The sequence below is a fragment of the Pseudomonas sp. NPDC077649 genome (genome assembly GCF_044542855.1).
Taxonomy (GTDB): domain Bacteria; phylum Pseudomonadota; class Gammaproteobacteria; order Pseudomonadales; family Pseudomonadaceae; genus Aquipseudomonas.
The window spans coordinates 279,607-292,906 of sequence record NZ_JBITVF010000004.1; the positions used below are offsets into that span (position 1 = coordinate 279,607).

General features: G+C 65.0%; 11 protein-coding genes. 4 read left to right on the top strand and 7 right to left on the bottom strand.

Annotated features, from left to right (window positions below):
- Positions 1 to 78: 78 nt before the first annotated feature.
- Positions 79 to 1,224 (top strand): PilT/PilU family type 4a pilus ATPase, encoded by a 1,146-nt coding sequence (locus tag ACIGFL_RS14965; protein ID WP_021443776.1) that lies wholly within the window; start codon positions 79 to 81, stop codon positions 1,222 to 1,224.
- Here the strand turns inward: ACIGFL_RS14965 and ACIGFL_RS14970 are convergent.
- Together ACIGFL_RS14970 and ACIGFL_RS14975 are read right to left on the bottom strand one after the other, a co-directional pair.
- Positions 1,190 to 2,077 carry a TIGR03915 family putative DNA repair protein gene (locus ACIGFL_RS14970; RefSeq protein ID WP_397497715.1) on the bottom strand — a complete coding sequence of 296 codons (888 nt, stop codon included), beginning with the start codon at positions 2,075 to 2,077 and terminating at the stop codon, positions 1,190 to 1,192. The genes ACIGFL_RS14965 and ACIGFL_RS14970 overlap by 35 nt on opposite strands.
- Positions 2,077 to 3,288: a putative DNA modification/repair radical SAM protein gene (locus tag ACIGFL_RS14975; protein ID WP_397497716.1), complete on the bottom strand. Its 1,212-nt coding sequence runs from the start codon at positions 3,286 to 3,288 to the stop codon at positions 2,077 to 2,079. The genes ACIGFL_RS14970 and ACIGFL_RS14975 overlap by 1 nt, the downstream gene beginning before the upstream one ends.
- A 136-nt stretch (positions 3,289 to 3,424) precedes the next feature.
- Here ACIGFL_RS14975 and ACIGFL_RS14980 point away from each other — a divergent pair, with 136 nt between their 5' ends.
- Positions 3,425 to 3,823, top strand: coding sequence for a TM2 domain-containing protein (locus ACIGFL_RS14980; RefSeq protein ID WP_122109627.1), 399 nt, complete (start codon positions 3,425 to 3,427; stop codon positions 3,821 to 3,823).
- 74 nt (positions 3,824 to 3,897) lie between these two features.
- On the opposite strand, the gene ntrC is transcribed toward ACIGFL_RS14980, so the two are convergent.
- The 5 genes from ntrC to glnA all read right to left on the bottom strand — a co-directional run bounded on the left by ntrC (position 3,898) and on the right by glnA (position 9,438).
- On the bottom strand, positions 3,898 to 5,331 hold the full coding sequence (gene ntrC / locus ACIGFL_RS14985) for a nitrogen regulation protein NR(I) (protein WP_397497717.1): 1,434 nt from the start codon (positions 5,329 to 5,331) through the stop codon (positions 3,898 to 3,900).
- Entirely contained in the window at positions 5,328 to 6,416 is a 1,089-nt protein-coding gene (gene glnL / locus ACIGFL_RS14990) for a nitrogen regulation protein NR(II) (RefSeq protein WP_021443781.1), read from the bottom strand. The genes ntrC and glnL overlap by 4 nt, the downstream gene beginning before the upstream one ends.
- A gap of 188 nt (positions 6,417 to 6,604) precedes the next feature.
- Entirely contained in the window at positions 6,605 to 7,222 is a 618-nt protein-coding gene (locus tag ACIGFL_RS14995; RefSeq protein WP_397497718.1) for a DUF4124 domain-containing protein, read from the bottom strand.
- A 3-nt stretch (positions 7,223 to 7,225) separates the two neighbouring features.
- On the bottom strand, positions 7,226 to 7,792 hold the full coding sequence (locus ACIGFL_RS15000; RefSeq protein ID WP_397497719.1) for a DUF4124 domain-containing protein: 567 nt from the start codon (positions 7,790 to 7,792) through the stop codon (positions 7,226 to 7,228).
- Positions 7,793 to 8,031: 239 nt separating this feature from the next.
- A complete protein-coding gene (glnA, locus tag ACIGFL_RS15005; RefSeq protein WP_021443784.1) occupies positions 8,032 to 9,438 on the bottom strand; it encodes a glutamate--ammonia ligase in 1,407 nt (468 codons plus the stop codon).
- A gap of 329 nt (positions 9,439 to 9,767) precedes the next feature.
- Here glnA and thiI point away from each other — a divergent pair, with 329 nt between their 5' ends.
- Together thiI and typA are read left to right on the top strand one after the other, a co-directional pair.
- Complete coding sequence (gene thiI / locus ACIGFL_RS15010) at positions 9,768 to 11,222, top strand: tRNA uracil 4-sulfurtransferase ThiI (protein WP_397497720.1); 1,455 nt, start codon at positions 9,768 to 9,770, stop codon at positions 11,220 to 11,222.
- 129 nt (positions 11,223 to 11,351) lie between these two features.
- Positions 11,352 to 13,175, top strand: a complete 1,824-nt coding sequence (gene typA, locus ACIGFL_RS15015) for a translational GTPase TypA (protein WP_100547281.1) — start codon at positions 11,352 to 11,354, stop codon at positions 13,173 to 13,175.
- Positions 13,176 to 13,300: the final 125 nt, after the last annotated feature.

The following is a 13,300-nucleotide window of genomic DNA, read 5'->3' on the forward strand; positions in this document are numbered from 1 at the left end:
GTTCGCGAGCAGAGCTCGCTCCTACGATTCGGCAGATGGCTGCCGAACGGCATTGCACACCAAGCTGCGAGAACGACCATGGAATTCGAAAAACTGCTGCGTCTGATGGTGGAAAAAGGCGGCTCCGACCTGTTCATCACCGCTGGCGTACCGCCGTCGATGAAGGTCAACGGCAAGATCATGCCGGTGACCAAGAACGCCATGTCGCCGGAGCAGACCCGCGAGACCGTGCTCGGCGTGATGAACGAGGCGCAGCGCCGCGATTTTGCCGAGAACCACGAGTGCAACTTCGCCATCAGCGCCCGCGGCATCGGCCGTTTCCGCGTCAGCGCCTTCTATCAGCGCAACCTGGTGGGCATGGTGCTGCGCCGCATCGAGACCAACATCCCCACCATCGACGACCTCAAGCTGCCGGAAATCCTCAAGAAGCTGGCGCTGACCAAGCGCGGCCTGGTGCTGTTCGTCGGCGCCACCGGCACCGGCAAGTCCACCTCGCTGGCGGCGATGATCGGCTACCGCAACAAGAACAGCAGCGGCCACATCATCTCCATCGAAGACCCGATCGAATACATCCACCAGCACCAGAACTGCATCGTCACCCAGCGCGAGGTGGGCATCGACACCGAGTCCTTCGAGGTGGCGCTGAAGAACACCCTGCGCCAGGCGCCGGACGTGATCCTGATCGGCGAGGTGCGCACCCGCGAGACCATGGACCACGCCGTGGCTTTCGCCGAAACCGGCCACCTGTGTCTGGCCACCCTGCATGCCAACAACGCCAACCAGGCGCTGGACCGCATCATCAACTTCTTCCCGGCGGATCGGCAGAACCAGGTGTGGATGGACCTGTCGCTCAACCTCAAGGCCATCGTCGCTCAGCAACTGATTCCAACCCCGGATGGCAAAGGTCGCCGCGCGGTGATCGAGGTGTTGATCAACACCCCGCTGGCCGCCGACCTGATCCGCAAGGGCGAGGTGCACGAGCTCAAGGGCCTGATGAAGCGCTCCACCGAGCAGGGCATGCAGACCTTCGACCAGGCACTGTACAACCTCTACACCCAGGGCGAGATCACCTACGAAGACGCGCTGCTCTACGCCGACTCGGCCAACGACCTGCGGCTGATGATCAAGCTCGGCTCGGAAACCGACGGCGACCACCTGACCAGCATGTCCCAGGGCCTGGCGCTGGAGGTCAGCGAGGAAGATCCGGGGCGTCGCTTCCGCTGACGCTGCCAGACGGGGGACGCGCTGCGTCCCCTTCGTTTGTCCCGCCAATGCGTTTGCCCTTCCTGCCCGCCAGCACCAATGCCTGGCCATCGCGTTGCGCGCCGGCGCGCGCTTCGCTCATCAGTTGCGGGATCAATGGCCCTTCCGGCAGGTGCTTCCAGAATCTCAGCGGCAGGTGCTGCTGCAGCACCGAGCGGTTGAGCCGGGCCGGGTTGAAGGTGCTGCCGTAATAGGCACGCCACAGGGCCTGGCCGCCATCCTCGGGCTGCTCTGCCCAGGCTTGCCACTGCGCCGGGCAGCGGCGCTCGTGCTGCAGGCGCTGGCCGTCCCAGTACACGCCGTCACGCGGCGTGGCGATCAGCCAGCTGTGCTTTCCCAGGCGCTCGGCGAAGTGGCCGCTGGCCGCGGCGAGAATGTCGTGCGCCGGTTCGAACCAGGCGACGAAGTCCGGCGCACCTGATGCCTTGCAGGGCTGGAAACGCACGAAAGCATGCAGGTGATGGGCTTCGCGGCGCACCGCCTTGAGCCGGCGATGCAGCTCGCTGCCGTCGGGGTCGCCGGCCAGCACGGCGCTGCGTTCGCCCTGCACGAAGCGCCAGAGCACGCGGTAGAGCAGGCTCCAGCGCTCGTCGCCACGGTACTGCGCGGCGCTTTCCAGCAATTGCAGCAGCTCGGGCGACACACGCAGACGGTCGCTGGGCTGCGGCGCGCGTTCGGCGGGTTGGTCGAACAGGCCGGGCGCCGCCTCTTCGTCCAGCCATTGCAACTGATGCGGCGCCAAGCCCTGCAACAGGGCGCGCCGCGCGACCTGGCGCCAGGTGGCGAAGCTGCCGTCGAAGCGCAGGCTGTGCATCACCACAGGGCCATCTGCGCCGGGGTGTCGCGCAGTTGCTGGCGCAGCACCAGGGATTCGTGCTCGGCCCGCGGCGGGCGGTAGTCCTGGGTGACGATAAAGGGCTTGGCCTTTTCCAGCGCGCAGCGCAGGCGCGTGAGGTCCTCATAGCGGATGCGCCGTTCGCGGCGCAGTGCGCCCAGGCGCCTGGCGCTGAGCACGCCGATGCCCGGTACGCGGGCGATCAATGATTCATCGGCGCGGTTCAGATCCACCGGAAACTGCTCGCGATTGGCCAGCGCCCAGGCCAGCTTGGGGTCGATGTCCAGCGCCAGGTTGCCGGGGCCGGCCAGCAGTTCGCTGGCGCTGAAGCCATAGCCGCGCATGAGGAAATCCGCCTGGTACAGGCGATGTTCGCGCAGCAGCGGTGGCGCCTCGAAGGGCACCGTCTTCGGGCTCTGCGGAATCGGGCTGAAGGCCGAGTAGTAGACGCGGCGCAGGCGGTAGTCGTGATAGAGGCTCTGGGCGTTGTGCAGGATGGTGCTGTCGTCGGTGGCGTCGGCGCCGACGATCATCTGCGTGCTCTGCCCGGCCGGAGCGAAGCGCGGCGCGCGGCGCTCTTCCTGGGCCTCGCGCTCGCCCTGGTGGATGCTGTGCATGGCCTGGTGAATGCTGGCGACGTTCTTTTCCGGCGCCAGGCGCACCAGGCTGGTTTCGGTGGGCAGTTCGATATTGACGCTGAGGCGGTCGGCATACAGGCCGGCCTCGGCGATCAGCTCCGGCGCGGCATCGGGGATGGTCTTCAGATGAATGTAGCCACGGAACTGGTGCTCCTGGCGCAGCAGCTTGGCGACGCGGATCAGCTGCTCCATGGTGTAGTCGGCCGAGCGGATGATGCCGGAGCTGAGGAACAGGCCGCTGATGCAGTTGCGTTTGTAGAAGTCCAGGGTCAGGGTGACCACTTCCTCGGGGGTGAAGCGCGCACGCGGCACGTCGCTGGAGCGGCGGTTGATGCAGTACTGGCAGTCGTACAGGCAGAAGTTGGTCAGCAGGATCTTCAGCAGCGCCACGCAGCGGCCGTCCGGCGTGTAGCTGTGGCAGATGCCCATGCCGTTGGTCGAACCGATGCCGTCCTGGCCCTTGGAGCTGCGCTTGGGCGCGCCGCTGCTGGCGCAGGAGGCGTCGTACTTGGCAGCGTCGGCGAGGATGGTGAGCTTCTCGATCAGTTGCATGGCGGGCGCTCGAATGCTGTTTTTATATACAGTATATGGGCGTCGCGGCCCTATCAAGTCATTGGCACTGGGCGGGCGGGGGAAACCTTGCGTAGAGTGGGGCGTCTGACACTGTCCATCGCACAAGGAGATTGCCATGCAACGACAGGACACCCACAGCAAGCTGATCGGCTACCTGCTGTGGATTTTCGGCTTCCTCGGTTCGCACCGTTTCTACTACGGCAGGCCGGTGACCGGCACCATCTGGTTCTTCACCCTCGGCCTGCTGTTCATCGGCTGGATAATCGACCTGTTCCTGATCCCTTCGATGGACCGCGAGGCCGACCTGCGCTTTACCGCCGGTGATACCGACTACAACGTCGCCTGGATCCTGCTGACCTTCCTCGGCATCTTCGGCGTGCACCGCATGTACCAGGGCAAGTGGCTCACCGGAATCCTCTATCTGCTGACCGGCGGCCTGTTCCTGCTCGGCGTGCTCTACGACTTCTGGACGCTGAATACGCAGATCTCGATCAAGAACGCGCAGCGCGGTTGATCGCGTGGTGCGCACGGCGCACCCTACGAAAAAGGGCATCCCGCGGGATGCCCTTTTTTGTTGCGCGCGGCGGATCAATCGTCGCCGTCGTCCTCGTCGGCGCCGTCGACCTTCATGCCCAGTTCCTTGATCTTGCGCGTCAGGGTGTTGCGGCCCCAGCCCAGCAGCAGGGCGGCGTCGCGGCGGCGGCCGGCGGTGTGCTTGAGCGCGGTCTCGATCATGATCCGCTCGAACGCCGGCACGGCGCTGTCGAGCAGGTTGGATTGGCCGCGCGCCAGGGCCTGGTCGGCCCACAGGCGCAGGGCCTGTTCCCAGTTGGTCACCGGTGCGGCGTCCTGCGGCTGGCTGAGCAGCTCCGGCGGCAGGTCGTCGACGTGCACTTCGCGGCCCGAGGCCATCACCGTGATCCAGCGGCAGGTGTTCTCCAGCTGGCGCACGTTGCCCGGCCAGGGCAGGTGCTTGAGGTAGTCCTCGGTCTCGCCCTTGAGCAGTTTGGGCTCGACCGCCAGTTCCTGCGCGGCGCGGGCGAGGAAGTGATGGGCCAGGGTAGGGATGTCCTCGCGGCGGTCGGCCAGGCGCGGGATATGGATGCGGATGACGTTGAGGCGGTGGAACAGGTCCTCACGGAACTTGCCGGCCTGCACCAGGGTTTCCAGGTTCTGGTGGGTGGCGGCGATGATGCGCACGTCCACCTTGACCGGGGTATGCCCGCCGACCCGGTAGAATTCGCCGTCGGCCAGCACGCGCAGCAGGCGCGTCTGGGTGTCGGCCGGCATGTCGCCGATCTCGTCGAGGAACAGGGTGCCGCCGTCGGCCTGCTCGAAGCGGCCGCGGCGCTGGTTGGCGGCGCCGGTGAAGGCACCCTTCTCGTGGCCGAATAGCTCCGATTCCATCAGGTCCTTGGGGATGGCCGCCATGTTCAGCGCGATAAAGGGCGATGCCGCGCGCGGGCTGTGGCGGTGCAGGGCGTGGGCCACCAGCTCCTTGCCGGTACCGGATTCGCCGTTGATCAGCACGGTGATATTGGAGTGGCTGAGGCGGCCGATGGCGCGGAACACCTCCTGCATCGCCGGCGCCTCGCCGATGATTTCCGGGGTGCGCGCCTGGGCGGCCGGGGCGGCCAGGCTCTGCTGCTCCTGGGCGTGCTGGAAGGCGCGCTTGACCAGGGACACCGCCTCGTCGACGTCGAACGGCTTGGGCAGGTACTCGAAGGCGCCGCCCTGGTAGCTGGCCACCGCGCTGTCGAGGTCCGAGTGTGCGGTCATGATGATCACCGGCAGGCGCGGGTACAGCTCGCGGATGCGTGCCAGCAGGTCGAGGCCGCTGGCGCCGGGCATGCGAATGTCGGAGATGATCACGTCCGGTTGCTGGCGGGTCAGGCGGCTGAGTACACCGTCGGCACTGTCGAAGCTCTGGGTGGTCATGCCTTCCTGCTGCAGCGCCTTTTCCAGCACCCAGCGGATGGAACGATCGTCGTCGACAATCCAGACGGTTTCACTGCGGCTCATGGCGAGGTTGCTCCTTGTTCCAGCGGCAGGAAGATCGAGAACACGGTGTGGCCGGGGTGGCTCTCGCATTCGATCAGGCCCTGGTGCTGACTGATGATGTTCTGGGTGATGGCCAGGCCCAGGCCGGTGCCGTCGGCCCGCCCGCTGACCATGGGGTAGAAGATGGTTTCCTGCAGCTCGGCGGGGATGCCCGGGCCGTTGTCGATGATCTCCACCTTGACCACCAGGCGGTGGCGGGTGTGGCCGATGGTGAACTGGCGCAGGGTGCGGGTGCGCAGGCTGATGCGGCCCAGGCCCATGTCGTGTTTCTGCCCGGCGATGGCCTGCATGGCGTTGCGCACTATGTTGAGCACCGCCTGGATCAGCTGCTCGCGGTCGATCAGCAGGTCGGGGATGCTCGGGTCGTAGTCGCGCACCAAAGTGATGCCGCCCTGGCTCTCCGCCTCGATCAGGTTGGCGACCCGCTCCAGCACCTCGTGGATATTGGTCATCGCCAGCGACGGCAGCTTGTTCGAGCCGAGCATACGGTCCACGAGATTTCTCAGCCGGTCGGCTTCCTCGATGATGACGTTGGTGTAGTCCTTCAGGTGCTCTTCCGGCAGCTCGCGCGCCAGCAGCTGGGCCGCGCCGCGGATGCCGCCGAGCGGGTTCTTGATCTCGTGGGCCAGGCCACGCACCAGCAGCTTGGTGGTTTCCTGCTTGGACAGCTGCGCCTCTTCCTTGGTGATGCGCAGCAGGCGGTCGCGCGGGTGCACTTCCAGCAGCAGCAGGGTCTGGCCGCGGTTGAACAGCGGGGTGACGGCGTAGTCGACGGTCAGGGTCTGGCCGGTGACCGAGGTCAGCACCGCCTCGCGCTTGTTGAACGGGTGCGCCTGTTCCACCGCCTGGCGCAGCGACGACAGCGCCTCGGGCGATTCGGTGAACAGCTCGCTGATGAACTGGCCATGGCTGCGCTGGCCGCTGACGGCCAGGAGCATTTCCGCCGCCGGGTTCATGTACTCGAGGCGCAGCTGGCTGTCGAGCAGCAGGGTGGCGGTGGTCAGGTTGTCGAGTAGCAGGCGGTGCAGGGCGTCGTTGATGGTCATAGGCAGCGCGTTCCGGCAATGGGCAGGAAAATGCAAGAAGCAAACCAAAGCCCCGAAAAGACGCATGTTCTCTGCGCCCTGGCGGGTTTTCGCGGGGTTGCGGCGCAGTGGGGCGGGCAATTACGACCCAAAATAGGGACAGCTTAGGAGGTGGTGCGCGCCATTGCACCACAAAGGTGCAATGGCGTTCAGAGGAAGGGCAGGATGCTGACTTCTTCCTTGGGCTTGTCCTTCAGCGGGCACTCGGGGCGCACGCCGTAGTCGTCCTTCTGGCAGGGGTTGACCTTGCGTTTCTGTGCCAGCGACATGCGGTGCATATGGAAGGGCTGGGGCGGGGTGCGCTCCACGGTCAGGCCGGCGGCGTCGATGATCTCCACGGCCAGCAGGTGGGTGCCGCGGTCGACGTGCTGCAGTGGAAACACCGGGCTGCGGCTCGGTTCGCCCTGCACCTGGCCGTCGAGCAGCAGGCGGTAGCTGTGCCCGGGCAGCAGGCCGGGTTCGCTGGTGGCGGTGACGATCAGGTCGCCCGAGGCGTTGTGCACCGAGGCGTCCGGCTCGGGCACCAGGATGCGCAGCAGCTGGTAGTGGATGGCCATCTTGCTCACCGCGGCGGGGGCCGCGGGCGCCGCTGCGCTGCCCGGCTGGCTGAGCTGCACGCTGTTGGAGGGGGCGAGGATCACCGGCTGCGCGCTGTTGCTGCGCGGCTTGTCGGTGAACACCCGGTTACCCTCGGCGTCGACGTAGGTGTAGACCTGCGCCAGGGCGCCCTGGGCGATCAGTAGCAGGCAGAGAAGCAGTGGACGCATGGGTCAGTTCGCCGGTTTCGGAGTGGGTTTGGGCGGTGGGGGTGGCGGCCGCAGCGCCGGGCTGCTGGTGTTGACCCGCTGCACGGTGAAGGTGACGCTGGCGCTCTGCTGGATCGCCCGGTCGCCGCTGAGCACCTCGACTGCCAGGCTGTGTTCGCCGCGGTCGACGTTGACCAGTTGCAGGCGCGGCACGTTGCTCGCCTGGCCGTGCGGCTGGCCGTCCAGCAGCAGGCGCAGGCGGTGGCCGGCGGCCAGGCGCGGCTGGATGTCGACGCCGACGCTGAAGGTGCCGTTGTTGGCGCGCATGGCTTCATCGTCGGGGATGCCGGTCAGGCTCAGCACCGAGTAGGGCGCCTCGGCCTGCGCGGTCGGTTCGCTGCCGGCGGCCGGCGCGCTGGGCGCCTGCATTTCCACCGTGTTGGTCGGCGGCAGGCTGACGCTCTCGGCGGCGGTGCCGTCCGGCGGCTGGTTGGTGAACACCGTGTTGCCGTTGGCATCGGTGTACTTGTAGATCTGCGCGGCGGCCGGCAGGGCCAGGCCGAGCAGCAGGCAAGCGAGCAACGGGCGCATGGGCCATTTCCTCCCTGGGTGATGCGGCTAAGCCTTGCACCGGCAAGGCGCCCTGGCAAGTGCCGTGCTGTGGCGTTGTGATGCATAAGATGAAAGCGGGGCAGGGGGCGTCGGGGGCGCCGAGGATCCGAAAACGTGGGCGGGTATTTTGGTGTGTGCGGTGCAGGTGCAAAAAAGCCCCGCCAGGCAGGGCCGGGCGGGGCTTTCGAGTGCGCCGCACAGGGCGGCGCGAGTCTGGCTTAGACGCTGTAGTACAGGTCGTATTCCAGCGGGTGCACGAAGGTGCGCACCTTGATTTCTTCTTCGCTCTTCAGCTCGATGTAGGCATCGATGAAGTCGTCGGAGAACACGCCGCCCTTGGTCAGGAACGCGCGGCCCTTGTCCAGCTCTTCCAGGGCTTCCTTCAGGCTGCCGCACACCTGCGGGATCAGCTTGCCTTCTTCCGGCGGCAGATCGTACAGGTTCTTGTCGGCGGCATCGCCGGGGTGGATCTTGTTCTGGATGCCGTCCAGGCCGGCCATCAGCAGCGCGGCGAAGCACAGGTAGGGGTTGGCCGCCGGGTCCGGGAAGCGCGCTTCGATGCGGCGGGCTTTCGGGCTGGATACGTAAGGGATACGGATCGAGGCGGAGCGGTTACGGGCCGAGTAGGCCAGCATGACCGGGGCTTCGAAGCCCGGAACCAGACGCTTGTAGGAGTTGGTCGACGGGTTGGTGAAGCCGTTCAGGGCCTTACCGTGCTTGATGATGCCGCCGATGAAGTACAGGGCGGTCTCGGACAGACCGGCATAGCCTTCGCCAGCGAAGGTGTTCTTGCCGTCCTTGGAGATCGACATGTGCACGTGCATGCCCGAGCCGTTGTCGCCGTACAGCGGCTTCGGCATGAAGGTCGCGGTCTTGCCGTAGGCGTCGGCGACGTTGTGCACGCAGTACTTCAGGGTCTGAACTTCGTCAGCCTTGGCCACCAGGGTGTTGAACTTCACGCCGATCTCGTTCTGACCGGCAGTGGCCACTTCGTGGTGGTGCACTTCGACGACCAGGCCCATTTCTTCCATGGCGTTGCACATGGCGGTACGGATTTCGTGGTCGTGGTCGCACGGCGGAACCGGGAAGTAACCGCCCTTGACGGCCGGGCGGTGGCCCTTGTTGCCGCCTTCGACGTCGCCGTCGGTCATCCAGGAGCCTTGCTCGGAGTAGATCTTGAACATCGAGCCGGAGATGTCGGACTTGAACTTCACTTCGTCGAAGATGAAGAACTCCGGCTCCGGGCCGACGAACACGGTGTCGCCGATGCCGGTGGTCTTGAGGAACTCTTCGGCGCGCTTGGCGATCGAGCGCGGGTCGCGGTCGTAGCCTTGCATGGTGCTCGGCTCGATGATGTCGCAGACCAGGATCAGGGTCGGCTCTTCGGTGAAGGGGTCGAGCACGGCGGTGTCGTCGACCGGCATCAGGATCATGTCGGAGGCTTCGATGCCTTTCCAGCCATGAATGGAGGAGCCGTCGAACATCTTGCCGTGTTCGAAGAAATCGTCGTCCAGGGCGTCGCGAGCCGGCATGGTCACGTGGTGCTGCTTGCCCTTGGTATCGGTGAAGCGCAGGTCTACCCACTTCACGTCGTGTTCTTTGATCAGTTGAACAGCCTTAGACATGTTGTCCTCCAGGTGGAAAAGGCTCGCTTCGTGGAGCCCCGATATGTGCGGTGAAGCCCGGCGGGATAGTCCTCCAGGGCAACCTGCCTCACAAGGGAGCAAATTGCATGCCAGTGCCCCGGAATGGACGGAGGCCCGAAAACTCAGGCGCTGCGCGGCCTGCATGGGGCATGCGCAGGAATATTTGCACCATTTGAGGGCTGTCAAATATCGCGGCGTACTATTTTGGTGCGACCGGTAAGGCGTGCAGTATTTTTGGTCAAAGCTTGAGCAATTTCCGCTATAATCCGCGCCCCTGTTTTTCCGTCGCCCCTGCAGGCGCCCAATTCATGAAGCTGATCGTCAAAGTTTTCCCGGAAATCACCATCAAGAGCCGCCCGGTGCGCAAGCAGTTCATCCGCCAGTTGGGGAAGAACATCCGCACCGTGCTGCGCGACCTCGACCCCGAGTTGAAGGTCACCGGTGTGTGGGACAACCTGGAGGTCGAGACCGACCTGGACGATCCGCGCCTGCTGGCCGAGATGACCGAGCGCCTGCGCTGCACTCCGGGTATCGGCCTGTTCCTCGAGGTCAACGAGTACCCGCTGGGTGATCTGGACGACATCACCGAGCACTGCAAGCGCCACTACGCCGACCAGCTGCCGGGCAAGATCTTCGCCGTGCGCTGCAAGCGCGGCGGCAAGCACGCCTTCAGCTCCATCGACGTCGAGCGCCACGTCGGCTCGCGCCTGCGCCAGGAGTGCAATGCGGCTGGCATCGACCTGAAGAGGCCGGAAGTCGAAGTGCGCATGGAGATTCGCGACCAGCGTCTGTTCGTCGTCCATCACCGCCACGAAGGCCTCGGCGGCTACCCGCTGGGCTCGCTGGAGCAGACCCTGGTGCTGATGAGCGGCGGCTTCGACTCCACCGTGGCGGCCTACCAGATGATGCGCCGCGGCCTGGTCAGCCACTTCTGCTTCTTCAACCTCGGCGGTCGCGCCCACGAGCTTGGCGTGATGGAAGTGGCCCACTACCTGTGGCAGAAGTTCGGCCGTTCGCAGCGCGTGCTGTTTATCAGCGTGCCGTTCGAAGAGGTGGTCGGCGAGATCCTCGGCAAGGTCGACAACAGCCAGATGGGCGTGATCCTCAAGCGCATGATGCTGCGCGCCGCCACCCGCATGGCCGAGCGCCTGGAGATCGAGGCGCTGGTCACCGGCGAGGCGATCAGCCAGGTCTCCAGCCAGACCCTGACCAACCTGGCGGTGATCGACGCGGCCACCGACATGCTGGTGATGCGCCCGCTGATCGCCAGCCACAAGCAGGACATCATCGACACCGCCACGCGCATCGGCACCGCCGAGTTCGCCAAGCACATGCCCGAGTATTGCGGGGTGATTTCGGTCAACCCGACCACCAAGGCCCGCGGTTATCGCATCGAGCGCGAAGAAGCGCAGTTCGACATGGCCATCCTCGAGCGTGCCCTGGAGCGCGCCACCCTGCTGCCCATCGACCGGGTGATCGACGAGCTGGGCAAGGACGTGCAGGTCGAGGAGGTGCGCGAGGCGCTGGCCGGGCAGATCGTCATCGACATCCGCCACCCCGATGCCGCCGAGGACGAGCCGCTCGAGTTGCCCGGCATCGAGGTGCAGGTGCTGCCGTTCTACGCGCTGAACAACAAGTTCAAGGAACTGGATGAGAACCGCCAGTACCTGCTGTATTGCGACAAGGGCGTGATGAGCCGCCTGCATGCCCACCACCTGCTGAGCGAGGGGCATGCCAATGTGCGCGTTTATCGTCCGGCATAAGACGCCCGGGCTGAACGGCGGCAGTATCCGCCACCGCCCTCCCGACCGCTCTGCCTGCTGATCCCGTTTTCTTCATATTCGTCGTCCACACTGGGCGACACACCGCATCCTCTGATCGAGATACACACAGTGATCGAAAATCTGCGCAACATCGCCATCATCGCCCACGTCGACCATGGCAAGACCACCCTCGTCGACGCCCTGCTGCGTCAGTCCGGCACCCTGGAACGCAACGAGCTCAACGACGAGCGCGTGATGGACAGCAACGACCAGGAAAAAGAGCGCGGCATTACCATTCTGGCCAAGAACACCGCCATCAAGTGGAACGACTACCGCATCAACATCGTCGACACCCCCGGCCACGCCGACTTCGGCGGCGAAGTCGAGCGCGTGATGTCGATGGTCGACTCCGTACTGCTGGTGGTCGACGCCCAGGACGGCCCGATGCCGCAAACCCGTTTCGTGACCAAGAAGGCCTTCGAAGCCGGTCTCAAGCCGATCGTCGTGATCAACAAGATCGACCGTCCCGGCGCGCGTCCGGACTGGGTCATGGACCAGATCTTCGACCTGTTCGACAACCTCGGCGCCACCGATGAGCAGCTCGACTTCCAGGTCGTCTACGCCAGCGCCCTGAACGGTATTGCCGGTCTCGACCACACCGCCATGGCCGAAGACCTGACCCCGCTGTACCAGGCCATCGTCGACCACGTGCCGGCGCCGAACGTCGACCTCGACGGCCCGTTCCAGATGCAGATTTCCGCGCTGGACTACAACAGCTTCCTCGGCATCATCGGCGTTGGCCGTATTGCCCGTGGCAAGATCAAGCCGAACACCCCGGTGACTGCCATCGACGTCGACGGCAAGAAGCGTAACGGCCGTATCCTCAAGCTGATGGGCCACCACGGCCTGCACCGCGTCGACGTCGAAGAAGCCACCGCCGGCGACATCGTCTGCGTCAGCGGTATGGACCAGCTGTTCATCTCCGACACCCTGTGCGACATCAACCACGTCGAAGCGATGAAGCCGCTGACCGTCGACGAGCCGACCGTCTCCATGACCTTCCAGGTCAACGACTCGCCGTTCTGCGGCAAGGAAGGCAAGTTCGTCACCAGCCGCAACATCAAGGAGCGCCTGGACAAAGAGCTGCTGTACAACGTGGCCCTGCGTGTCGAGGAAGGCGACAGCGCCGACAAGTTCAAGGTCTCCGGTCGTGGCGAGCTGCACCTGTCGGTGCTGATCGAAACCATGCGCCGCGAAGGTTTCGAAATGGGCGTTGGCCGCCCGGAAGTGATCATCCGTGAAGTCAACGGCGTCAAGCAGGAGCCGTACGAGAACGTCACCATCGACATCCCTGAAGAATCCCAGGGCAAGGTCATGGAAGAAATGGGCCTGCGTAAGGGCGACCTGACCAACATGTCGCCGGACGGCAAAGGTCGCGTGCGTCTGGAATACAACATCCCGGCGCGCGGTCTGATCGGCTTCCGTAACCAGTTCCTGACCCTGACCAACGGCGCGGGCATCCTGACCTCGATCTTCGACCGTTATGACACCGTCAAGCCGGGCAGCATGTCTGGCCGTCAGAACGGCGTACTGGTATCGATCGATACCGGCAAGGCGCTGACCTACTCCCTGGAAACCCTGCAGGCGCGCGGCAAGCTGTTCGTCGAGCACGGCCAGGAAATCTACAATGGTCAGATCGTCGGCCTGAACAGCCGCGACAACGACCTGGGCGTCAACCCCACCAAGGGCAAGAAGCTCGACAACATGCGCGCTTCGGGCAAGGACGAAACCATTGCCCTGGTGCCGCCGGTGCGCTTCACCCTGGAGCAGGCTCTGGAATTCATCCAGGACGACGAGCTGTGCGAAGTGACGCCAAAGTCGATCCGTCTGCGCAAGAAGATCCTCGACGAAGGCGAGCGCACCCGCGCTGCCAAGAAAGCCAACAAGGCCTGACCCATAGCGGCTAGCCTCGAGCTGTTAATGAAAAGCCCCGCCAGAGCGATCTGGCGGGGCTTTTTGTTGGGGGCACCGTTAGTCGTTGTGCCCCTGTCGGAGCGGCTGCGGCTGCGAAGCTCCTG

What these genes read in the sequence shown, in the direction of transcription:
- thiI (WP_397497720.1), top strand. Translation starts at nt 9,768, where the DNA reads ATGAAGCTGATCGTCAAAGTTTTCCCGGAAATCACCATCAAGAGCCGC.
- ACIGFL_RS15000 (WP_397497719.1), bottom strand. Translation starts at nt 7,792, where the DNA reads ATGCGCCCGTTGCTCGCTTGCCTGCTGCTCGGCCTGGCCCTGCCGGCC.
- ACIGFL_RS14980 (WP_122109627.1), top strand. Translation starts at nt 3,425, where the DNA reads ATGCAACGACAGGACACCCACAGCAAGCTGATCGGCTACCTGCTGTGG.
- ACIGFL_RS14970 (WP_397497715.1), bottom strand. Translation starts at nt 2,077, where the DNA reads ATGCACAGCCTGCGCTTCGACGGCAGCTTCGCCACCTGGCGCCAGGTC.
- glnA (WP_021443784.1), bottom strand. Translation starts at nt 9,438, where the DNA reads ATGTCTAAGGCTGTTCAACTGATCAAAGAACACGACGTGAAGTGGGTA.
- ntrC (WP_397497717.1), bottom strand. Translation starts at nt 5,331, where the DNA reads ATGAGCCGCAGTGAAACCGTCTGGATTGTCGACGACGATCGTTCCATC.
- ACIGFL_RS14995 (WP_397497718.1), bottom strand. Translation starts at nt 7,222, where the DNA reads ATGCGTCCACTGCTTCTCTGCCTGCTACTGATCGCCCAGGGCGCCCTG.
- ACIGFL_RS14965 (WP_021443776.1), top strand. Translation starts at nt 79, where the DNA reads ATGGAATTCGAAAAACTGCTGCGTCTGATGGTGGAAAAAGGCGGCTCC.
- ACIGFL_RS14975 (WP_397497716.1), bottom strand. Translation starts at nt 3,288, where the DNA reads ATGCAACTGATCGAGAAGCTCACCATCCTCGCCGACGCTGCCAAGTAC.
- glnL (WP_021443781.1), bottom strand. Translation starts at nt 6,416, where the DNA reads ATGACCATCAACGACGCCCTGCACCGCCTGCTACTCGACAACCTGACC.